The following is a 20,266-nucleotide window of genomic DNA, read 5'->3' as shown; positions in this document are numbered from 1 at the left end:
ACCTCATTGGGATGTGAGCAAAGGCGGGCGGCGCAGCAAACCGTGCACCGGACCGAACACCACGGACAGCAGATACAAAGCGCCAGCCACCAGCACGATCGCCGGGCCGCTGGGCAGTGAGAAGTAAAACGACAGCAACAATCCGAGCCAGACCGAGAGGCAACCGAGCAGTGCGGCGATGACCATCAGTACCGGCAAGCGACGACTCCAGAAGCGAGAAGCGGCGGCCGGCAACATCATCAAACCGACCACCATCAGGGCGCCGATAGCCTGGAAACCGATCACCAGGTTCAGCACCACCAGGGTCAGAAATACCCCGTGAGCCAGCGGCCCGAGGCGGCTGACGGTTTGCAGAAAGAGCGGGTCGAGGGTGTCCAGCAACAGGGGTTTGTAGATGAGGGCCATGGCGATCAGGCTGAAGCCCGAGACCCAAATCATGCCGGTCAAAGTCGGCCCATCTACCGCGAGCGCCGAGCCAAACAGTAGGTGCAACAGGTCCAGTCGCTTACCGGCAATGCCGAGGATCAGCACGCCGCTGGCCAGCGATATCGGGTAGATCGCGGCCAGGCTCGCGTCTTCCCGCAGGCCGGTGCGGCGGGTGATCCAGGCGGCCAGTCCGGCCATACTCAGGCCAGCGCCGAGGCCACCAATGGTCAACGCGGGCAGACTCAACCCGGCGAACCAGAAGCCCAATGCGGCGCCGGGCAAGATGCCGTGAGCCACCGCGTCACCGATCAGGCTCATGCGTCGCAGAATCAAAAACACCCCAAGCGGTGCCGTGCTGCACGCCAGAACGAGACCACCAAGCAACGCCCGGCGCATGAATACGAATTCGTGGAACGGTTGCCAAAGCTGAGCGGCAGCGATCATCAAGCCACCTGCGTCTGAGGTTGTTGGCGAATCAGGTCGGTACTGGGGCCGAGGACGCAGCCGCTGCTTTTGATCAATAGGGCTTGGGGGATGTGTTGGCGCACGGCGGCCAGGTCATGACACACCACCACCAGCGTTCGACCTTCGGCATGCCAGGCATGGATGTGTTTCCAGAGCAGCGCCTGGCCGAGTTCGTCGAGCGCGGCATGGGGTTCGTCGAGCAACAACAAGGGGGCTTCTGCAAGACTCAACCGGGCGAGCAGGGCACGCTGCAATTCGCCCCCGGAGAGAGCCATCAATGGGCGATGTTCCAGGCCACTCAGGCACCAGTCTTCCAGCGCAGACTTGAGGCGTTGGCTGCGAATTTCCGGAGTTTGCTTGCTGCCCCAGAAACCTGCTGCCACCAACTCTTGCAGGCTGATGGGGAATTGCCGGTCCAGGTGTTGTTGCTGAGGCAGGAACGAAAGGCCGCCTTTGCGTGGAACATCAATGATGACTTTTCCGGTCAGTGGCTTTTGCAGACCGGCAATGACTTTTAGCAGGCTGCTTTTACCCGAACCGTTGGCACCGATGACGGCGGTCAGACTTCCTTTGGGCAATTGGAAATCCACCGACGGAGTGAGCGGTTGACCGGGAGCGCCCCAGCGCAAGGCTTGGCATTGGATCATGCGGCCTCCCAATTCCAGCGACTTTCGGCGACAGCATCGTGGGCATGAAGACTTTCGGCGTGAACGACTCGCACGTGAAAGGCGTTGATTCCGGCGGAGCGTTTCAGGGCCAGGTTCAAGCGTCGAGCGGCGTCTTCGCAGAACATCAGGTTCTGTCCATTGGCGAGGGCGAAGGCTTGTTCATCGGCGCGTTTCACGGCGGTTTGCACTGCGGTGCCGAGGGCTGCTTCCGCATCGTTGATCGCGGCGATCAGCGGCAGGTCATCCAGATAATCGTCCAGACGCAACTGCAATCGCGCATTGCTGCGTTGGCTATGCGGCGTGGCGACGATGCCTTTCGTGGAACCGAGCCAAGCCAGAACGTCGGCGTGTTGCAGCGACTTGTTGGCAAAGTCATCCACGAATTGTTGTTGAATCAACTGCCGCGAAAGTGCCGCTGAGCACGGGCAGGTTGAGGAATAAGGAACATCGATTTTTAGTTCCACGTGGAACATCGCGTTTTTCAAACTGGCTTCGATGCTCACCGGATAAGTTTTCCAACCGGCTAGCGGACTGATGAGCGCGGGTCTTTTGAGCAATAGATCGGTGTGAATTTTTAGGTAAGCGTTGCGGGAAAGTCCTTCATGGGTTTCGAGAAAATTTTGCAAGACTCGCCGCAATAACGCGGGCGAAAGGTTCTCCTGCTCAAGCATTTCCAACGCCAGATACAGCCGCGACATATGGATGCCGCGCGCCTCTCCATCGTCGAGGCTAACGCCAGCGTCGGCCTTTGCGCTCAGTCGCTGGCCATCGAATAAAACAGGAAGAGCAATGCCGCACATGCCCACCCAATCGAGTGGCAGGGCTTGGCGTGAGGCCTGCGCGGCGATATCCGGCAGAGTCAGCGCATTCATGAGCAGGTCCATCGTGGGAGTTGATTTGGCATGTTATATTATAACAATCAAATCGACGATGCCTTTTTCGTGAGCAGGCTTTCACCATGCACAGACGTCACTTGCTCAACCTGATTCTGGCCAGCGCGGCCTTCGCTTTACCCTTTGGTGTGTCGGCCACGCAAATTCGCAATGCACGACTGTGGCGTTCCGATGACAAGTTACGACTGGTGTTCGATCTGAGCGGGCCGGTGCAATACAAGACGTTTTCCCTGAGCGCTCCGCAGCGGCTGATCATTGATCTGAGTGGCGCCAATCTCAGTGGCGATTTCAGTCAGTTAGCACTCGGCAATACGGTGATTCGCTCAATCCGCTCCGGACATTTCGGTCAAGGCGATACGCGGATCGTCCTCGACCTCAGCGGCCCGGTGCAGCTCAACAGTTTCCTGCTGCCGCCCCAGGACGGGCAGGGGCACCGATTGGTGCTCGATCTGAAGACCGCCGCGCCGCTACAGATTGCGGCGGTGCCGTCGGAAAAACCTGAACCCGTCCCCGACAAGGCTCACCCCAAGCGCGACATCATCGTGGTGGTCGACCCGGGTCACGGCGGCAAAGACCCGGGCGCGGTCGGTGCCAAAGGTGAGCGGGAAAAAGACGTGGTGCTGTCGATCGCCCAATTGCTGGCCAAGCGGCTGAAGCGCGAGAAGGGCTTCGACGTGAAACTGGTGCGCAACGACGACTTCTTCGTCCCGCTGCGTAAACGCGTGGAGATCGCCCGCAAGCACAATGCCGACATGTTCATCTCGGTTCATGCGGACGCGGCGCCGCGTCTCACCGCTTCAGGTGCGTCGGTGTACTGCCTGTCCGAAGGCGGCGCGACCTCGGCCACGGCGCGTTTCATGGCGCAACGGGAGAACGGTGCAGACCTGCTGGGTGCCACCAGCCTGCTCAATCTCAAGGATAAGGATCCGATGCTCGCCGGGGTGATTCTCGACATGTCGATGAATGCCACCATCGCCGCCAGTTTGCAACTGGGCAGTACGGTGCTTGGCAGCCTGGCAGGCATCACCACACTGCATCAGAAGCGAGTGGAACAAGCGGGATTCGCTGTATTGAAGTCGCCGGATGTGCCGTCGATTCTGGTGGAAACCGGCTTCATCTCAAACCCCCGCGACAGCCAGCGACTGGTGACTGCCCGTCATCAACAAGCCGTGGCGGATGGTTTGTTCGAAGGTTTGCAGCGCTATTTTCAGAAGAACCCACCGATGAACAGCTACATCGCCTGGCAACAGGAACAGAAAAAGATGCAGGCCTAGCAGCCGGTCATCCGGCTGCACGTGAACTTGCCGCTGCTGCCGCCGGAGCTGGAAAACCGATTAATGGTTGTCCAGCCAACCCGGCGGTTGTAGCCGACCCAGGCTTCGCCATCGGACGCGATGCCCGTGAAGAATGTCAGTTGCCCGTAGCGGCTGTTGGTTTGCGCCCATTGGCGTTTGCCGGCTACTTCGAAGCCGCGCAGATAGATCGTGCTACCGACGGTGTTAACGCTGTAAGCATTGCCATCGGCATCTACGCAGGCCAGCAGATTGGCGCTACGGGTGCAGTTGGCCAGGCTCGGGATTTGTCCCCAGGCATCGACCGCAATCAGCAGCGAAAGGCTCAATAGCGAGAGTTTCAGGGCGTTTCCCATGGCATTTCTCAAAAGGGCAGACGGTTTAAAGCATCGTGCCCTTTGTCGTGAGTAACAAAAGGGGAGTGGCTTATTTGTATTGTTATACTATAACATAAAAATACACCCGTTCTGATGATCCACCGCCATGACTGAACAAGAACTCCTCGCTCAACCCGCCGCCGATTACATGAACGACGCCCAGCAAGGCTTCTTTCGCGAGCTGTTGCTGGCTCAGCGCAGCGAGCTGCAGGAGCGCATTGCCGGCGAGTTCGACGCGTTACGCGAGCAGGAACCCCACAGCGATCCCGCCGATATCGGCAGCGCCGAAGAACAGCGCCAGTGGCAACTGCGCCTGCTGGAGCGGGAAAAGAAGCTCCTGGACAAGATTGCCGAAGCCCTCGAACACCTGGCTCGCGGTGAGTACGGCTGGTGCCGCGAAACCGGTGAGCCGATCGGTCTCAAGCGCCTGCTGCTGCGACCCACCGCCACTTTGTGTATTGAAGCCAAAGAACGTGAAGAGCTGCGCGAACGCCATCAACGGGCGATTTGACCGGCCACATCCTGATGAGGAATACCTGATGCCCAATCGTCTCCCCGTGACCGTCCTGTCGGGCTTTCTCGGTGCTGGAAAAAGTACACTTCTTAATTACGTACTACGTAATCGCGAAAATTTGCGTGTCGCGGTGATCGTCAATGACATGAGTGAGATCAACATTGATGGCAGCGAAGTTCAGCGCGATGTCAGCCTGAACCGTGCCGAAGAAAAACTCGTGGAAATGAGTAACGGCTGCATCTGCTGCACCTTGAGGGAAGATTTGCTCGAAGAAGTCAGCAAACTCGCCAGAGACGGTCGTTTCGATTACCTGCTGATCGAGTCCACGGGGATTTCCGAGCCTTTGCCCGTAGCGGAAACCTTCACGTTTCGCGATGAAGAAGGGCAGAGCCTGGCCGACATCGCGCGGCTAGACACCATGGTTACCGTGGTCGACGGCATGAACTTCCTGCTCGACTATCAGGCCGCCGAAAGCCTCGCTTCCCGTGGCGAAACCCTGGGCGAGGAGGACGAACGCTCGATCACTGACCTGTTGATCGAGCAGATCGAATTCGCCGACGTGATCCTGATCAGCAAGATCGATTTGATCAGCAGCCGCGAACGCCAGGAGTTGATCGCGATCCTTGAACGGCTCAATTCCCAGGCGGAAATCATTCCAATGGTCATGGGCGAAGTGCCGCTCAAGAAAATCCTCAACACCGGGCGCTTTGACTTCGAAAAAGCCGCTCAGGCGCCGGGATGGTTGCAGGAATTGCGCGGTGAACACGTGCCGGAAACCAAGGAATACGGTATCGCCTCCACGGCCTATCGGGCGCGGCGACCGTTTCATCCACAACGCTTCTTCAGCTTCATCGACCGTCCGTGGGTGAACGGCAAATTGCTGCGCTCCAAGGGCTATTTCTGGCTGGCCAGCAAACACAGGGATGCTGGTAGCTGGTCCCAGGCCGGCGGTTTGATGCGCCACGGTTTTGCCGGGCGCTGGTGGCGTTTCGTGCCGAAAAACCAGTGGCCGCAAGACGAAGAAAGCACCGCAGGGATCATGGAAAACTGGACGGCTGCCACCGGTGATTGCCGTCAGGAACTGGTGTTTATCGGCCAGAACATCGACTTTGCGCAACTCGCCGCCGAACTCGATAACTGCCTGCTGACGGATGCTGAAATGGCCTTGGGTGTCGAGGGGTGGCAGTTACTGCCCGATCCGTTCGGTCCTTGGCACGAAGAGGCGGCCGCCTGATGTTGGCGCCCAGTCTTAAGCTGCGACCGGTCATTCGTCAGGTTCAAGGTGATACGCCAAAAGCGCTGACCGGAATTCTGGACGACGGCATAAACCTGGCCCTCTGGCAACGCCAACTCCCAGCGCACATTGCCGATTTCGGTCGTTTGTTGTTGTCCCTGAACGAGCCGCTGGCTGAGTCGCTGTCCCTGGAAATGCCCGGCGATGACGCCGAACCCAATCTCCACGGTTTAGCCTCAGGCTTCAGCGATCTGGAAGGTTACGAAGGCTTTATCGCTGATGTTTCCTGGCTGGTCAGCGCCTTCGCCTGCCTGTTGGGCGCCCAGCGTATCGGCCTGCGCCTGCGGGTTCTGGACACAGCCATGTGCCCGCGTTTCCACGTCGATCACGTGCCAGTGCGGTTGATCACCACCTACGCAGGTATCGGCAGCCAGTGGCTGAAAGAAGGGGCGATGGATCGCCAGCAATTAGGCAAACCTGAGGCCGAACCGCCGGATGAGTCGCTGATACAGCAGATCACCAGTGGCGAAGTGGCGCTGCTTAAAGGGGAGAAGTGGCACGGCAACGAAGGCTTCGGTTTGATCCACCGTTCGCCGCAACCAGCGCCGGGCGAGCGTCGTTTGATCCTGACCCTTGACTGGCTGAGCTAGCCGCTCAAGGTTTGAGCCAGGTTCCCTGGCTCTGGGCTTCGCAAAACGGCTTCAGATACGCCGCATCGGTGGCCACGCCGTAATAGTGAATATCCTGCCGGTAAGGCATATTGGCGACTTGAGCGTTGCTGCACACCCCGAACGCGCCGGTAGGGCATTGGTCGACGTACTGCACCTCGACTTTCTGCCCGGGCAAATTCGGCTGGCAGAATCCGTCGGCGAACAGTTTTTCCGGGATGTTGCGGTTTTGCTGGCAGACCTTCACGTCGAGCCGCTCAGCCGTGCTGTGCACCACGCAGGCCTGAGCCAGCGCTTCGCCCGACGTGAGCGCCAGAAGCAACGACCATCCCATCAACCGCATTCTTTACCTCCTCAGAAAACCTCGACCATGTTGCAGAACATTCCCACCCACGTCATTGCCGGCCCGTTGGGGGCCGGCAAGACCAGCCTGATCAAGCACCTGCTGGCACAGCGGCCCGCGGGTGAGCGCTGGGCAGTGTTGATCAACGAGTTCGGCCAGATCGGCCTTGATGCCGCGCTGTTGACCCAGGACGCCGATGGTATCGCACTGGGGGAAGTGGCCGGGGGCTGTTTGTGTTGCGTCAATGGTGCGCCGTTTCAGATCGGCCTCGGGCGGTTGCTGCGCAAGGCACGACCGGATCGACTGTTCATCGAACCCTCCGGGCTAGGGCATCCGGCGCAGTTACTCCGGCAATTGAGTGAGGTTCCGTGGCAAGGCGTCCTGGCGGTGCAGCCGTGCGTGCTGGTGCTGGATGCTCAGGCGCTCGCGGCCGGGAAACCGTTGCCTGCGGCGCAACAGCAAGCCATGGACAGTGCCGGGTTGCTGTTGCTGAACAAGGCGGAAGGCCTCGACGATAGTGATCGCCAGCGAATCGCCGCGCGGTTGCCGAAACATCCCTTGTACTGGACGCAGCAAGCCGTCTTGCCATTGAGTGAGTTACCGGGGCTCGGGGCTCGGGCTGTCGGGGGTGTGGATAACTTTGTCGTGCCCAAGGGATTGGCGAAGATGCCGGCCATCTGGACCGACCCCACGCTGCCGATTTGCTTGAGTCAGGCGCAGGAAGGTGGCTGGAGTGTTGGATGGCGGTGGCATCCGAGTCAGGTATTCGATGCCGTATTGATCGGGAAATGGCTTGAGCGCCTTGAATGGCGGCGGGCGAAGCTGGTTATCCACAGCGCCGAGGGGTGGGTGTCGGCGAATGCGGTGGATAACTCGTTACTGGATTGGCAGATCAGTGAATGGCGTCGGGATTCGCGCATGGAGTTGATTTTCAGTGAGCAGCAGGCTGTCCCAGAACTGCAGGAAGGTTTGGCGGGGTGCCGCACTTAGGCAAATTAGCGAGTTTTTGTGCCGTTTTTGAAGGCCTCATCGCGGGCAAGCCCGCTCCCACAGGTACAGTGTGAACCTTGTGGGAGCGGGTTTGCCCGCGATTGGTTTTAACTGACTGACATCCGACTCATGGACGCCACTTCGTGTGTTCTTGCCGCCACTGGCTCAGTTCAATCACCTCGGCTCTGGGCTTCGCGATATCGATCACCGGCGGAGTGTCGTCGAACGGCATCGGGTAGGGCGCGAGCTCGATCTGTGCGCTGTGGGCGCCGAACTGGGTGATGATGCCGGTGTGGCGGGTTTCGCCGGTCACGGTGAATTCGAAGTTATACACACGGGCCAGGCGCCGACGGCCGTTGGCGTCTTTAATGAAAGCGATCTTCTTCAAGGCTACGTTGCCGTCCAGCAGCTCGATCCGAAGCTTGGCGCAATGCTGCATGACCCGCTCCAGCGCACGTTCGCGCAAGCCGTGGTTGTGCCACAACCACGCGCCACCGGTGGCGAGCAGCATCAACACGAGGATATTTCCGAGGGTCAGCATCAACAGGGTGCTCCAACAAGATAGTGCCAGCTTAACTGCGTCGCCGGTCTGTCGTACAGGCTGTGTTTAGTCGCATACTGCGCGGCTCGAATTTCAATCGTTTGACGGAAAACTCACCGCATGAAACGTACGCCCCATGTGCTCGCCATCCAGTCCCACGTGGTGTTCGGCCACGCAGGCAACAGCGCCGCGGTTTTCCCGATGCAGCGGGTCGGGGTGAACGTGTGGCCGCTCAATACCGTGCAGTTCTCCAACCACACGCAATATGGCCAGTGGGCCGGGGAAGTGCTGGCCCCGCATCAGATTCCGGAATTGGTGGAAGGCATCGCGGCGATCGGTGAGCTGGGCAATTGCGATGCCGTGTTGTCCGGCTACCTCGGCAGCGCGGCCCAGGGCCGGGCGATTCTCGCGGGCGTGGAACGAATCAAATCGATCAATCCAAAAGCGGTATACCTCTGCGACCCGGTGATGGGCCATCCGGAGAAGGGCTGCACCGTTCCAGCCGAGGTCAGCGATTTTCTGCTGGAAGAGGCGGCAGCGGTGGCCGACTTCATGTGCCCGAACCAGTTGGAGCTGAACAGCTTCTCGGGGCGCAAGGCGCAGTCATTGTTCGATTGCCTGGCCATGGCACGCGCGCTGCTGGCGCGCGGTCCGAAGGCGGTGCTGGTCAAGCATCTGGACTATCCCGGCAAATTGGCGGATGGCTTCGAGATGTTGCTGGTGACCACTGAAGGCAGCTGGCACCTGCGTCGGCCGCTGCTGGCGTTTCCGCGTCAGCCGGTGGGCGTTGGCGATCTGACTGCCGGGTTGTTCCTGGCGCGCGTGCTGCAGGGTGACAATCTGGTGAGTGCCTTCGAATTCACTGCGGCGGCGGTGCATGAAGTGCTGCTGGAAACCCAGGCTTGCGCCAGCTATGAGCTGGAACTGGTGCGGGCGCAGGACCGGATCGCCCATCCGCGGGTGCGGTTCGAAGCGACCTCAATCAGCCTGTAATCGGGTGGTTGTCCCAATCGCGAGCAGGCTCGCTCCCACAAGGTTATCGCTGTACCTGTGGGAGCGAGCCTGCTCGCGATAGCGATCTGAAGAGCGCTGGATAACTGTCTGCTCAGGCGTCGCCCTTGATGTCCTGATAACGCTTTTCCAGTTCCTGACGAATCTGCCGACGCTGCTGGGCCTGCATGTACCGACGCTTGTCTTCACTGTTCTGCGGTTGCAGCGGCGGGACCGCGGCCGGTTTGCGCTGGTCATCCACCGCGACCATGGTGAAGAAGCAGCTGTTGGTGTGGCGCACCGAGCGCTCGCGGATGTTCTCGGTCACGACCTTGATGCCCACCTCCATCGAGGTGTTGCCGGTGTAGTTGACCGACGCCAGAAAGGTCACCAGTTCGCCGACGTGAATCGGCTCGCGGAAGATCACCTGATCCACCGACAGGGTTACCACATAGCGGCCGGCATAGCGGCTGGCGCAGGCGTAGGCCACTTCATCGAGGTATTTGAGCAGGGTGCCACCGTGGACATTGCCAGAGAAATTGGCCATGTCGGGGGTCATCAATACCGTCATCGACAGCTGGGCGTTTCCGGGTTCCATAACGTACTCACGGGTTCAAGGCAGGATTCGGGGTTACACCTCTGCGGGTGCTTGGTTTTTCAAACCAACAGTTATCGGGACGCCGGGCGGATGGTCGCCGTCACGCCCGGATCGATCTGTTTCCATATATTGCACCGCCTTTCTGCCAGAAGTCGCGGTGTTACCCTTCAAAAGCCCACCCCAAGGAGCCACATGCCATGCATGCCATCAGTTTCATTCAGGATCTGGCAGTGATCATGTTGATCGCGGGTGTGGTGAGCGTGCTCTTTCATCGTCTCAAACAACCGGTGGTGCTCGGCTATATCGTCGCCGGCTTCATCATCGGCCCGCACACGCCACCGTTCAGCCTGATCCACGATGAAGCAACCATCAAGATCCTCGCCGAACTCGGGGTGATTTTCCTGATGTTCTGCCTGGGGCTGGAGTTCAGCCTGCGCAAGCTGTTCAAGGTCGGCGCCACGGCGTTCATCGCGGCCTTCCTGGAAATCGTCCTGATGATCTGGATCGGCTATGAAATCGGCCGCTGGTTCGATTGGAATACCATGGACTCGCTGTTCCTCGGCGCGATCCTGGCAATTTCCTCGACCACCATCATCGTCAAGGCGCTCAACGACCTGAAGATGAAGAACGAACGTTTTGCCCAATTGATCTTCGGCGTGCTGATCGTCGAAGACATCCTCGGCATTGGCATCATCGCGTTACTGTCGAGCATCGCGGTCAGCGGAACCGTCAGTTCCGGCGAAGTGTTTTCCACGGTCGGCAAGCTGTCACTGTTCATGATTGTCGCACTGGTTATTGGCATTCTGCTGGTGCCCCGACTGCTGGCCTATGTGGCCAAATTCGACAGCAACGAGATGCTGCTCATCACCGTACTGGGCCTGTGTTTCGGCTTCTGCCTGTTGGTGGTCAAACTTGAATACAGCATGGTCCTCGGCGCGTTCCTGATCGGCGCGATCATGGCTGAATCGCGGCAACTGCTGAAGATCGAGCAGTTGATCGAGCCGGTTCGCGACCTGTTCAGTGCCATCTTCTTCGTCGCCATCGGCCTGATGCTCGACCCGATGATCCTGCTGCAATACGCCTGGCCGATCGCGGTGATCACCGTGGCTGTGGTGCTGGGTAAGATGCTTTCCTGCGGCCTCGGTGCCTTTATCGCCGGCAATGACGGACGCACCTCACTGCGAGTGGGGATGGGGCTTTCACAGATTGGCGAATTCTCTTTCATCATCGCGGCGTTGGGCATGACGCTGCAGGTCACCAGCAACTTTCTCTACCCTGTGGCGGTGGCCGTCTCGGTGATCACCACGCTGTTGACGCCGTATCTGATTCGCGCGGCCGATCCGCTGTCGATCAAGCTTGCTGCGGTGATGCCACAGCGTCTGGGCCGTGTGCTCGGGATGTATGGCGAATGGCTGCGCAGCATTCAGCCTCAGGGCGAGGGTGCACTGTTGGCGTCGATGATCCGGCGGATTCTGTTGCAGGTAGGGGTCAATCTGGCGTTGGTGATTGCGATCTTTTTCTCGGGCGCGTTCTTCGCCGAGCGCATGTCCGTTTACCTGCAAGGCTGGATCAGCGACCCGAGCTGGCAGAAAGCGTTGATCTGGGGTGGGGCGTTGCTGTTGTCACTGCCGTTCCTGATCGCCGCCTATCGCAAGCTCAAGGCGCTGTCGATGCTGCTGGCAGAGATGGGTGTGAAGCCGGAAATGGCCGGCCGCCACACACAGCGAGTGCGTCGGGTAATCGCCGAAGTGATTCCGATCCTCTCGCTGTTAGTGATTTTCCTGCTGCTGGCAGCCTTGTCGGCCAGTATTCTGCCGACCAACAAGTTGCTGGTGCTGATCGTCATAGTCGCGGCCGCGGTGGCGGCGCTGCTCTGGCGCTGGTTCATCCGTGTGCATACGCGAATGCAGGTGGCCTTGCTGGAAACGCTGGACAATCACAAGGAATCGTCCGGGCATTGAACACGCGATGCATCAGGGTAAATCAGCTTTCCAGCCAGACGTCCCGCGCCCAGTGCCATACCGATTCCCAGGTTTCTTCGGCGAGCAACTCTTCTTCAGCCAGCCACAGCACCACGGTGCCGTCTTCTTCGACCAGGTAGTAATTGTCACCGTCCTGGCAGATCGGAATCATGCTGCGATCGACGCCTGCGTCCCAGGCGTTGGCGGCAACGTCCGGCAGGTAGGTGTGGGACTGCGGATCGGTGACAGTCACTGGCTCCAGGCTGCCGTAGACCACGTCGCTGACGGTCAGCAAAAATTCTCTGAAGACGAATGGGATATCGATGAACAGTTGCTCTTCGATTTCCACAATCTGATCTTCGTCAGGCAATTCCAAGGGGACCGGTACCGGTTCGTTGGCTTCACGCAGTTGTTCGATGATTTCTTCCACGTCCGGGATCCTCTTGCTTGATGGCGCGGTTTAGTTGGGGCGGTTTATACAGTAGCTCGCTATAGATGCAACCGTGAAATAGAAAACCCCGGCCGAGGCCGGGGTTTTATTACAACAGGTGAAACGCGGGAATTGATCAGCCGTTCTGGCGGATACCGGCCACCAGCCAAGGCTGGTTTTCGCCCTGTGGACGTTCCATGTTCCAGCTTTCGCTGAACACTTCGCCCTGATCAAAGCGCGAGGACTTCGATACACCGCTGAAGGTCAGGGTGGCGATAGTCTTGTCCGCACGGTCATCAACGCCATCCAGTTGTACCTGGAGGTTATCGATGTAGGTCGACTGGAAGCCGTCGCCCAGATCGGCACGTTCGCGCTTGAGGAACTCCAGCAGTTGCGGAGTCACGAACTCGGCGATCTTGTCCATTTCGTTGGCATCCCAGTGTTGCTGCAGGGACTGGAAGTGGTTGCGGGCCGCTTCAACGAAGTTGTTTTCATTGAACCAGGCTGGCGCGTTGATCACCGGACGAGCAGCAGCAGGTGCAGCCGAACCGCCGAAGATCGAACCCATGGCTGTTGGTTTCTGTTCGAACACTTCACGCTGCATCGGCGCGCCGGCTGGAGCCATGTGCTCCTGCTGCTTGCGACGACGGGCGGCGATGAAACGGAAGACCAGGAAGGCGATGACCGCCATGATCAGGATGTCGAAGATCTGCATGCCCTGGAAGCCGTCGCCCATGAACATGGAGGCCAGCAGGCCACCGGCGGCGATACCGGCCAGAGGGCCGAGCCAGCGCGAAGCACCGCTGGCCTTGGTGGCGGCGCCAGCAGCACCGGCCGCGCCCGCAGTGGCAGCAGCGCCGCCTGCAGCAGAAGAAGGAGCCATTTGGCTGGTCTGGTGAGTCGGCGCAGCGCCGGAGCTCTTGCCGCCACCAAAGCGCTTGGCGGCATTGGCGTCGAGGCTCATCGTCAGGCCAATGCACAACGCCATGGCGATGCTAAGAAAACGTTTCATAAAGGGAATTCCCAATTTGTGGAAGGCACGCGCGCCATGTTGCACAGCTGAAGTGTTGCTGGCTAGCGGCAGAGTGTTTCGGGCTTTTGCCTGACAGGTTGTGTTCAGCTTCCGGTCACGCAATAAGACTTGTTAACTTTGGTCTGTAGGACGAGTGGATTAGTTCTGTAGGAATGACCGCAGCGGGCTGAACGCAGATAGATCGTTCCCACGCTCTGCGTGGTAACGCCGCCATGGACGCTCTGCGTCCACTGTGACGCGGAGCGTCACGGGATGCATTCCCACGCAGAGCGTGGGAACGATCAGGCCTGATTAGATCGCTTCCAGCTTGGCGTAACCCAGCATCAACCACTTGCTGCCTTCGCTGAAGTTCACCTGTACCCGCGCCTGAGCGCCGGCGCCTTCGAAATTCAGGATCACACCATCGCCGAACACCGAATGCCGCACGGTCTGACCGAGGCTGAACCCGGTGTCCGGGATCTCGCTGCCGCCGAACAGACTGCTGGAGCTCTGCTGCTGGCCACCGCCGAACGGACGGCTGACGCTGTTGGACAGCCGCACTTCCTGAATCAGGCCTTTCGGCACTTCACGTACGAAACGCGACACCTTGTTGTAGGTCTCGCTGCCGTACAGGCGGCGGGTTTCAGCATAGGTCAGCACCAGATTCTGCATCGCCCGGGTGATACCGACGTAGGCCAGGCGGCGTTCCTCTTCAAGACGGCCGGGTTCTTCCAGGCTCATCTTGTGCGGAAACAGGCCTTCTTCCATGCCCACCAGGAACACGTAAGGGAATTCCAGGCCCTTGGCGCTGTGCAGGGTCATCAACTGAATGCTGTCTTCGTGTTCGTCGGCCTGGGTGTCTCCGGCCTCCAGCGAGGCGTGACCGAGGAACGCTGACAGTGGCGACTGCTCTTCATCCTCTTCCGGGTTTTCGAAGTTACGTGCGGCGCTGACCAGTTCCTCAAGGTTTTCTACCCGGGCCTGGCCTTTCTCGCCTTTCTCCGCCTGGTGGTAGGCAATCAGCCCCGATTGCTCAATGACGGTCTGAGTCATCAAGTGCAGCGGCATTTCCAGGCACTTGGCGGCGAGGTTCTCGATCAGCTCCATAAATGCCCCAAGGGCACCGGCCGCGCGACCGGTCAGGCCTTTGTTCGCCACCAGCTGACGCATGGCTTCCCACATTGACACATGGCTGTGGCGTGCATGATCGCGGATCGCTTCGACGGTTTTTTCGCCAATGCCACGGGCCGGAACGTTGATTACCCGCTCCAGGGCCGCATCGTTGCCACGGCCTTCCAGCAAACGCAGGTACGCCATGGCATTCTTGATTTCTGCCCGTTCGAAGAAGCGCTGACCGCCATAAATGCGATACGGAATGCGCTCACGCAGCAAGGCTTCTTCCAAAACGCGCGATTGGGCGTTGGAGCGGTACAAAATCGCGATATCGCTACGAGCCAAGCCGGTTTTCAGCGCGCTTTCGATGGTTTCAACCACGTAGCGTGCTTCATCGTGTTCGTTGAACGCCGCGTACAGATTGATTGCTTCGCCTTCGCCGCCATCAGTCCACAACTCTTTGCCCATGCGCCCGGTATTGTTGGCGATCAGGGCGTTGGCGGCTTTGAGGATCCCGGCGGTGGAGCGGTAGTTTTGCTCCAGACGAATGATCTGGGCATCGGGGAAATCGTCGGAATACTGATAAATGTTCTCGATTTTCGCGCCGCGCCAGCCATAGATCGACTGATCGTCGTCGCCGACCACCATCAGACTGTCGCCACCCTTGGCCAGCAGACGCAACCAGGCGTACTGCACGGCGTTGGTGTCCTGGAATTCGTCCACCAGAATGTGCCGGAAGCGCTTCTGATAATGGGCGAGCAGGCCCGGGTTATCGCGCCACAGATCGAGGGCGCGCAACAGCAGTTCAGAGAAATCGATGACACCGGCGCGCAGGCACGCGGCCTCATAGGCTTCATAAATGCTGCGCATGGTCGCCAGGAACAGATCGCCGCTGGCTTGAATATGTTGTGGGCGCAGACCTTCGTCTTTCTGCCCGTTGATGAACCACTGGGCCTGTCGGACCGGCCAGCGTTGCTCGTCCAGGCCCAGCTCGCGGATCACCCGCTTGACCAGCCGTTGCTGGTCGTCGCTGTCGAGAATCTGGAAAGTCTGGCTCAGGCCGGCTTCCTGCCAGTGCGCCCGCAGCAGGCGGTGCGCCAGGCCGTGGAAGGTGCCGACCCACATGCCGGCCGGGTTGATACCCATCAGCTGCTCGATGCGATGACGCATCTCGGCAGCGGCCTTGTTGGTGAAGGTCACCGACAGAATGGAGTGGGGCGAGGCGTTTTCGACCTGGATCAACCAGGCGATACGGTGCACCAGCACTCGGGTTTTACCGGAGCCAGCACCGGCCAGGACCAACTGACGACCCACGGAGGCGGCTACGGCCTGACGTTGGGCATCGTTGAGGGAGTTCAGCAGAAGGGAGAGATCATCGCGCATCGGGGCATTCTAGGGTGCGCCGTCACACCGGGCAAACCGAGCTTTGCATTAGCCGATGAAAGAAGCACCGATGACGACCGGTCGGTCACCGGCTGCAAGCGTTGGCGGGGCTCGTCTGGCTGCTTTTGGACCAGGGCGAGCGGCTCGAACTTTCGTCTATTTTATGAGCTTGGGCTGTTTGGTACGGGCATTTGCTTGTGTATGCTCCGTCCACAATTCGGGCTCGCATGCTCACTATAAGAACAAGAACATTGCCTATGACCCTCAGCTCCGACCTGTCGGGCCCCTCTGTGGAGCCCCGGGTTATCCGCAAACAGTACGCCATGGAAATGGCGGTCGAACGCACGCGCCTGCTGTACCAAGGCTCACTGTTGCCTACGCTGTTCATGCTGATCAACGGTCTCGTGTGCGCCGGCCTGCTCTGGAGCCCGCAGCGTTACTTCGTGGTGAGCGTCTGGCTGATCTGGTTATTGTCGCTGGTGGCATTGCGGGTGATTCAAGTCGCGGCTTTCGATTCGGCGATTCCCGACCGTCAGGCCCATCCGGTCTGGCGTCGCATGTTCATGCTCGGCTCTGCGATGACTGGCCTGACCCTGGCCGGTGCCGGCATCGCGTTGGTGCCCGCTGATAATTTCATGCAGCAAGCCTGGGTGTTCGGCCTGATCGGCGCCGCGGCGCTCTCGGCCAGCGTCGCCTATGCCGTCAGCCTGCCGGCTTTTCTGTCCTTTACCTTGCCCTGTCTGTTACCGGCCATCGGCTATCTGCTCTGGGGCGGGGATGAACAGGAACAGGGCTGGGGCTGGTTCGGGCTGATTTTGCTGGGCTCGTTGAGCGTGGTCGCCTGGCAGGTCAATCGGCTGATCAACCAGGGGTTGTTGCGGCGCTTTCAAAATCAGGCCCTGATCGAGCACTTGCAGCAGGCGCAACGTCGCAGCGATCAGCTCAACCACGAACTGGCCAAGGAAATCGACCAGCGCCGCCGCGCCGAAGACGAATTACGTGAAACCCAGGTCGATCTCGAAAACCGGGTCGTCCAACGCAGTCTGGAGCTGGACGCGGCCAACCAGGCCTTGAGCAAGAGCGAAGCGCGGCTGGCGCTGGCGTTGAAGGCGAGCGAACTCGGTTTGTGGGACTGGAACCTGCAGACGGACGAAGTCCATCACACTCAGCTCCAGGAGTTGTTCGGGCTGGAGCCGGAATATGTGACGGCGATGCTCCGCCACCTCAAGCCGAGGCTGCACCCCGACGACTTGCCAGCGCTGAAGAGGGCGCTGGTCGAGCATTTGAAGGGCCGTACCGAGGATTATCAGATCGAGTACCGGGTTCGGCATGGTGATGGCCATTGGGTCTGGATCGAGGACCGTGGGCGAGCAGTTGAGCGCAGCGAAAACGGCCGGGTGATCCGAATGGTCGGCACCCGCCGCGATATCAGTGCCAGCAAGCACCTGGAAGAACAGCGTCAACTGGCGGCGACGGTGTTCGAGGCCGCCAGCGAGGGCATCGTCATTCTTGACCCTAATTACGCGCTGATTGCTGCCAATCAGGCCTTCAGTCGGGTGACTGGCTATGACATCGACGACATGCTCGGGCGCAATGTGGTCGAGTTACCCTGCAGTCGCGACGCGCGCCGGCACTACGCAGCGATTCGTCAGGCGCTGGAGCAGCACGGTAGCTGGCAGGGCGAGCTGGTCGAAACGCGCAAGAATGGCGAGTTGTATCCGCAATGGCTGCAACTGAATGCGGTGCGCGATTCACGGGGAAAAGTTAGTCATATTGTCGGCTTCTTCGCCGATTTGTCTGCTCGGCGTGAGTCCGAAGAGCGCATGCGTTACCTCGCCCATTACGACGAACTTACGGGATTGGCCAACCGATCGTTGTTTCGCGAACGGCTGCACAAGGCTCATCAGCGGGGGCGTCAGGGCGGTCGGCGCAGCCTGGCGTTGCTGCACATCAATCTGGATCGATTCAAGCTGCTCAACGACAGCCTCGGCCACGAAATCGCTGATCAGCTGTTGCAGAAAATGTCCCGGCGCCTGGTCAATGCGCTGCCGGAAGCGGACACCATCGCCCGGTTGTCCGGTGATGAATTTGCGGTGCTGTTCGATGCCTATGGCAACTTGTCGAGCCTGGCGCGCGTAGCGACCCGATTGTCGGCCAAGCTGCGTTTGCCAATCACCGTCGAGGGTCATGAATTGGTGGTGAGCGCGTCCATGGGCATCAGCCTGTTGCCGGACACCGCGCGGGAGATTTCCACGCTGGTCAGCCAGTCGAACATGGCCATGCAGCATGCCAAACACTTGGGCGGCAACAATTTCCAGTTTTATACCGACAGCCTGCAAGCCAGCACGCTCGAGCGTTTGCAACTCGAGAACCAGCTGCGCAAAGCCATCGAAGAAAAGCAGTTGAAAGTGTTTTATCAACCGAAACTCTGCCTCGCCACCGGCCGGCTGAATGCCGCCGAGGCATTGGTACGCTGGCATCACCCGACCCTGGGCCAAGTGCCGCCGGGGGATTTCATCGGCTTGGCCGAGGAAACCGGGTTGATCGGCGCTATTGGCGAGTTCGTTTTACGCCAGGCCTGTTGGCAAGCCTGCGAGTGGCAGCGTCAGGGACTGGAGCCGATTCGGGTGTCGGTCAATCTGTCGGTGCATCAGTTGCGTCAGGGGAAACTGGTGAGCCTGGTGCGCCAGGTGCTGGAGGAAACCGGTCTGGCGCCGCACTACCTGGAACTGGAGCTCACCGAAAGCCAGTTGCTGGACAGCGTCGAGCACATCATTGCGACCTTCCAGCAGTTGCGCGACCTTGGGGTGAAACTGGCCATCGACGATTTTGGCACTGGCTATTCGTCGCTGAGCTATCTCAAGCGCATCCCTGTGGACTACGTGAAAATCGATCAGGCGTTTATCCGCGGTTTGGGGGAGGGCAGCGAGGACGCGGCGATCACCCGGGCGATCATTGCCATGGCTCACGGGTTGTCGTTGAAGGTGGTGGCTGAAGGGGTGGAGCGGCCGGAGCAGCTGGAGTTTCTGAAAGTCGAGCGCTGCGATGAAGTGCAGGGGTATTTGATCAGTCGTCCGGTCGAGGCCGCCAACCTGGCCGAGCTTTTACGTCGCGACGTCAACCCTTTGTAGCCGCTGGCTTCGCCAGCTGCTACAAGGACCGAGAGGGCTACATGGAGCGCATGGCGCATGAAATGGGGACATTGAGTTACGCATTGAGCAGGCAAAAAGCCGATTCATGTAGTATAACTACAAGCGTGCTACATCCCCGGCACCTGCCAATAACAAAGAGTCCATCCCCTTGAATCTGCTGCAACACATCGCCCAGTCCCGCCACCTGTTACGCAAGTCGGAGCTCAAAGTCGCCGACCACGTGCTGCTTGACCCTGCGGCGGTGATGCACAGCTCCATGGCCGACCTGGCCCACAGCGTGGGCATCAGCGAGCCGACCATCGTGCGGTTTTGCCGCGCCATTGGTTGCTCCGGGTTCCAGGATTTGAAATTGAAACTGGCGCAGAGCCTGGCGGCCGGCGCGAGCTTCGGGCAGTTCGCGATCCATGAAGACGATTCAGTCGCCGATTACAGCCTGAAAATCTTCGACACCACCCTGCATACGCTGATGGAGGTTCGCGAGAAACTCGATCCGGTGGAGTTGCAGAGGGCTGTGTCGCTCATGTCTCAGGCCCAGCGTGTCGAGTTCTATGGCTTCGGTGCGTCGGGCGCAGTGGCGGCGGATGCTCAGCACAAGTTCTTCCGTTTACTGCTGACTGCAGCGGCGTATTCCGACCCGCACATGCAGGCGATGTCGGCGGTCACTTTGAAGCCGAGCGACGTGGCGATTTGTATTTCCCAATCCGGGCGTTCCAAGGACCTGTTGATCACGGCCAATCTGGTGCGCGAGAGCGGCGCTTCGTTGATCACGTTGTGCCCGAGCCAGACACCGTTGGCCGAGTTGTCGACCGTCAATCTGGCGATTGATGTGCATGAAGACACCGAAATCTATACGCCGCTGACGTCGCGCATTGCGCACCTGGTAGTGATCGATGTGCTGGCGATGGGTGTGGCCATGGCCCGCGGTCCGAGCCTGGTCAATCACCTGAAGAGCGTCAAACGCAGCCTTCGCAGCTTGCGGCTGTCGCCCAAATCGGTGAAAGCGCTGGACGATTGATTCTGATCTGAGATTGCTGGAAGGTCGTACCGACCTTCATTCGCGGGCAAGCCCGCTCCCACAAGGAACGGCGGTGTTGCGCAAAAGGCGTGAACACCACCGAACCCTGTGGGAGATTCTATGGTTGAGGGGAAGCCCTCAACCCGTTTTCGCTTGGTATTCACTCTGCCCTTTCAGCAGTGCAAATACGACCCGTGCAAG

General features: G+C 59.6%; 19 protein-coding genes. 9 read left to right on the top strand and 10 right to left on the bottom strand.

Annotated elements, in window-relative coordinates; translation table 11 throughout:
- Nucleotides 1-3: 3 nt before the first annotated feature.
- From ACQKPC_RS22210 to folE2, 3 genes are read right to left on the bottom strand one after another with little or no spacing between them, the layout of a single operon-like run.
- Nucleotides 4-870, bottom strand: coding sequence for a metal ABC transporter permease (locus tag ACQKPC_RS22210; protein WP_427626290.1), 867 nt, complete (start codon nucleotides 868-870; stop codon nucleotides 4-6).
- Nucleotides 870-1,538, bottom strand: a complete 669-nt coding sequence (locus ACQKPC_RS22205; RefSeq protein ID WP_427626288.1) for a metal ABC transporter ATP-binding protein — start codon at nucleotides 1,536-1,538, stop codon at nucleotides 870-872. Before ACQKPC_RS22205 ends, ACQKPC_RS22210 begins: the two co-directional genes overlap by 1 nt.
- Nucleotides 1,535-2,431, bottom strand: a complete 897-nt coding sequence (folE2, locus tag ACQKPC_RS22200) for a GTP cyclohydrolase FolE2 (protein WP_008073590.1) — start codon at nucleotides 2,429-2,431, stop codon at nucleotides 1,535-1,537. Before folE2 ends, ACQKPC_RS22205 begins: the two co-directional genes overlap by 4 nt.
- Nucleotides 2,432-2,517: 86 nt before the next feature.
- On the opposite strand from folE2, the gene ACQKPC_RS22195 reads away from it, so the two are divergent.
- Nucleotides 2,518-3,726 (top strand): N-acetylmuramoyl-L-alanine amidase, encoded by a 1,209-nt coding sequence (locus tag ACQKPC_RS22195; RefSeq protein WP_427626286.1) that lies wholly within the window; start codon nucleotides 2,518-2,520, stop codon nucleotides 3,724-3,726.
- Here the strand turns inward: ACQKPC_RS22195 and ACQKPC_RS22190 are convergent.
- A complete protein-coding gene (locus tag ACQKPC_RS22190) occupies nucleotides 3,723-4,100 on the bottom strand; it encodes a hypothetical protein (protein WP_063342061.1) in 378 nt (125 codons plus the stop codon). The two genes, ACQKPC_RS22195 and ACQKPC_RS22190, sit on opposite strands and share 4 nt — an antisense overlap.
- A gap of 127 nt (nucleotides 4,101-4,227) precedes the next feature.
- Here ACQKPC_RS22190 and dksA point away from each other — a divergent pair, with 127 nt between their 5' ends.
- The 3 genes from dksA to ACQKPC_RS22175 are packed head-to-tail and all read left to right on the top strand — an operon-like array spanning nucleotide 4,228 to nucleotide 6,519.
- A complete protein-coding gene (gene dksA, locus ACQKPC_RS22185) occupies nucleotides 4,228-4,632 on the top strand; it encodes an RNA polymerase-binding protein DksA (protein ID WP_427626284.1) in 405 nt (134 codons plus the stop codon).
- A 28-nt stretch (nucleotides 4,633-4,660) separates the two neighbouring features.
- Nucleotides 4,661-5,869 carry a zinc metallochaperone GTPase ZigA gene (gene zigA, locus ACQKPC_RS22180; protein WP_427626281.1) on the top strand — a complete coding sequence of 403 codons (1,209 nt, stop codon included), beginning with the start codon at nucleotides 4,661-4,663 and terminating at the stop codon, nucleotides 5,867-5,869.
- Nucleotides 5,869-6,519 (top strand): DUF1826 domain-containing protein, encoded by a 651-nt coding sequence (locus ACQKPC_RS22175; RefSeq protein ID WP_427626280.1) that lies wholly within the window; start codon nucleotides 5,869-5,871, stop codon nucleotides 6,517-6,519. The genes zigA and ACQKPC_RS22175 overlap by 1 nt, the downstream gene beginning before the upstream one ends.
- Before the next feature lie 4 nt (nucleotides 6,520-6,523).
- Here the strand turns inward: ACQKPC_RS22175 and ACQKPC_RS22170 are convergent, their stop codons facing one another.
- The gene (locus ACQKPC_RS22170) at nucleotides 6,524-6,880 is read right to left on the bottom strand and encodes a hypothetical protein (protein WP_008073576.1); all 357 of its coding nucleotides are present in this window, start codon (nucleotides 6,878-6,880) and stop codon (nucleotides 6,524-6,526) included.
- A 27-nt stretch (nucleotides 6,881-6,907) separates the two neighbouring features.
- On the opposite strand from ACQKPC_RS22170, the gene ACQKPC_RS22165 reads away from it, so the two are divergent.
- Nucleotides 6,908-7,870, top strand: coding sequence for a CobW family GTP-binding protein (locus tag ACQKPC_RS22165; protein WP_427626277.1), 963 nt, complete (start codon nucleotides 6,908-6,910; stop codon nucleotides 7,868-7,870).
- A 127-nt stretch (nucleotides 7,871-7,997) separates the two neighbouring features.
- On the opposite strand, the gene ACQKPC_RS22160 is transcribed toward ACQKPC_RS22165, so the two are convergent.
- Nucleotides 7,998-8,411 carry a DUF3301 domain-containing protein gene (locus tag ACQKPC_RS22160; protein ID WP_427626276.1) on the bottom strand — a complete coding sequence of 138 codons (414 nt, stop codon included), beginning with the start codon at nucleotides 8,409-8,411 and terminating at the stop codon, nucleotides 7,998-8,000.
- A gap of 120 nt (nucleotides 8,412-8,531) precedes the next feature.
- On the opposite strand from ACQKPC_RS22160, the gene pdxY reads away from it, so the two are divergent.
- Nucleotides 8,532-9,404, top strand: a complete 873-nt coding sequence (pdxY, locus tag ACQKPC_RS22155) for a pyridoxal kinase PdxY (protein WP_427626274.1) — start codon at nucleotides 8,532-8,534, stop codon at nucleotides 9,402-9,404.
- 112 nt (nucleotides 9,405-9,516) lie between these two features.
- On the opposite strand, the gene ACQKPC_RS22150 is transcribed toward pdxY, so the two are convergent.
- The gene (locus tag ACQKPC_RS22150) at nucleotides 9,517-9,999 is read right to left on the bottom strand and encodes an acyl-CoA thioesterase (protein ID WP_007896533.1); all 483 of its coding nucleotides are present in this window, start codon (nucleotides 9,997-9,999) and stop codon (nucleotides 9,517-9,519) included.
- A gap of 197 nt (nucleotides 10,000-10,196) precedes the next feature.
- Between ACQKPC_RS22150 and ACQKPC_RS22145 the strand changes: the two genes are divergently transcribed.
- Nucleotides 10,197-11,960, top strand: a complete 1,764-nt coding sequence (locus tag ACQKPC_RS22145; RefSeq protein WP_427626273.1) for a cation:proton antiporter — start codon at nucleotides 10,197-10,199, stop codon at nucleotides 11,958-11,960.
- Between the two features lie 22 nt (nucleotides 11,961-11,982).
- Here the strand turns inward: ACQKPC_RS22145 and ACQKPC_RS22140 are convergent, their stop codons facing one another.
- From ACQKPC_RS22140 to uvrD, 3 genes are all read right to left on the bottom strand, one after another.
- The gene (locus ACQKPC_RS22140; protein WP_008073570.1) at nucleotides 11,983-12,390 is read right to left on the bottom strand and encodes an SMI1/KNR4 family protein; all 408 of its coding nucleotides are present in this window, start codon (nucleotides 12,388-12,390) and stop codon (nucleotides 11,983-11,985) included.
- A 136-nt stretch (nucleotides 12,391-12,526) separates the two neighbouring features.
- Complete coding sequence (locus tag ACQKPC_RS22135) at nucleotides 12,527-13,402, bottom strand: Tim44 domain-containing protein (RefSeq protein WP_427626272.1); 876 nt, start codon at nucleotides 13,400-13,402, stop codon at nucleotides 12,527-12,529.
- 312 nt (nucleotides 13,403-13,714) lie between these two features.
- The gene (uvrD, locus tag ACQKPC_RS22130) at nucleotides 13,715-15,898 is read right to left on the bottom strand and encodes a DNA helicase II (protein WP_427626271.1); all 2,184 of its coding nucleotides are present in this window, start codon (nucleotides 15,896-15,898) and stop codon (nucleotides 13,715-13,717) included.
- Between the two features lie 257 nt (nucleotides 15,899-16,155).
- On the opposite strand from uvrD, the gene ACQKPC_RS22125 reads away from it, so the two are divergent.
- Both ACQKPC_RS22125 and hexR read left to right on the top strand, forming a co-directional pair.
- The gene (locus ACQKPC_RS22125) at nucleotides 16,156-19,029 is read left to right on the top strand and encodes an EAL domain-containing protein (RefSeq protein WP_427626270.1); all 2,874 of its coding nucleotides are present in this window, start codon (nucleotides 16,156-16,158) and stop codon (nucleotides 19,027-19,029) included.
- A gap of 169 nt (nucleotides 19,030-19,198) precedes the next feature.
- Nucleotides 19,199-20,065 (top strand): transcriptional regulator HexR, encoded by an 867-nt coding sequence (hexR, locus tag ACQKPC_RS22120; protein ID WP_007896526.1) that lies wholly within the window; start codon nucleotides 19,199-19,201, stop codon nucleotides 20,063-20,065.
- The last annotated feature ends 201 nt before the right edge of the window (nucleotides 20,066-20,266 follow it).

The sequence above is a fragment of the Pseudomonas sp. NPDC089918 genome (assembly GCF_050280605.1).
Lineage (GTDB): Bacteria > Pseudomonadota > Gammaproteobacteria > Pseudomonadales > Pseudomonadaceae > Aquipseudomonas.
Note: the sequence above shows the minus strand (reverse complement) of the source record. Positions and strands in the feature narration are given on the sequence as shown.

Excerpts from the sequence above, each read along its gene's own strand:
- dksA (WP_427626284.1), top strand. The coding sequence starts at position 4,228 with ATGACTGAACAAGAACTCCTCGCTCAACCCGCCGCCGATTACATGAAC.
- ACQKPC_RS22175 (WP_427626280.1), top strand. The coding sequence starts at position 5,869 with ATGTTGGCGCCCAGTCTTAAGCTGCGACCGGTCATTCGTCAGGTTCAA.
- pdxY (WP_427626274.1), top strand. The coding sequence starts at position 8,532 with ATGAAACGTACGCCCCATGTGCTCGCCATCCAGTCCCACGTGGTGTTC.
- ACQKPC_RS22210 (WP_427626290.1), bottom strand. The coding sequence starts at position 870 with ATGATCGCTGCCGCTCAGCTTTGGCAACCGTTCCACGAATTCGTATTC.
- ACQKPC_RS22150 (WP_007896533.1), bottom strand. The coding sequence starts at position 9,999 with ATGGAACCCGGAAACGCCCAGCTGTCGATGACGGTATTGATGACCCCC.
- ACQKPC_RS22190 (WP_063342061.1), bottom strand. The coding sequence starts at position 4,100 with ATGGGAAACGCCCTGAAACTCTCGCTATTGAGCCTTTCGCTGCTGATT.
- ACQKPC_RS22205 (WP_427626288.1), bottom strand. The coding sequence starts at position 1,538 with ATGATCCAATGCCAAGCCTTGCGCTGGGGCGCTCCCGGTCAACCGCTC.
- folE2 (WP_008073590.1), bottom strand. The coding sequence starts at position 2,431 with ATGAATGCGCTGACTCTGCCGGATATCGCCGCGCAGGCCTCACGCCAA.
- ACQKPC_RS22125 (WP_427626270.1), top strand. The coding sequence starts at position 16,156 with ATGACCCTCAGCTCCGACCTGTCGGGCCCCTCTGTGGAGCCCCGGGTT.
- ACQKPC_RS22160 (WP_427626276.1), bottom strand. The coding sequence starts at position 8,411 with ATGCTGACCCTCGGAAATATCCTCGTGTTGATGCTGCTCGCCACCGGT.
- ACQKPC_RS22165 (WP_427626277.1), top strand. The coding sequence starts at position 6,908 with ATGTTGCAGAACATTCCCACCCACGTCATTGCCGGCCCGTTGGGGGCC.
- ACQKPC_RS22195 (WP_427626286.1), top strand. The coding sequence starts at position 2,518 with ATGCACAGACGTCACTTGCTCAACCTGATTCTGGCCAGCGCGGCCTTC.
- ACQKPC_RS22135 (WP_427626272.1), bottom strand. The coding sequence starts at position 13,402 with ATGAAACGTTTTCTTAGCATCGCCATGGCGTTGTGCATTGGCCTGACG.
- uvrD (WP_427626271.1), bottom strand. The coding sequence starts at position 15,898 with ATGCGCGATGATCTCTCCCTTCTGCTGAACTCCCTCAACGATGCCCAA.
- ACQKPC_RS22170 (WP_008073576.1), bottom strand. The coding sequence starts at position 6,880 with ATGCGGTTGATGGGATGGTCGTTGCTTCTGGCGCTCACGTCGGGCGAA.
- ACQKPC_RS22145 (WP_427626273.1), top strand. The coding sequence starts at position 10,197 with ATGCATGCCATCAGTTTCATTCAGGATCTGGCAGTGATCATGTTGATC.
- zigA (WP_427626281.1), top strand. The coding sequence starts at position 4,661 with ATGCCCAATCGTCTCCCCGTGACCGTCCTGTCGGGCTTTCTCGGTGCT.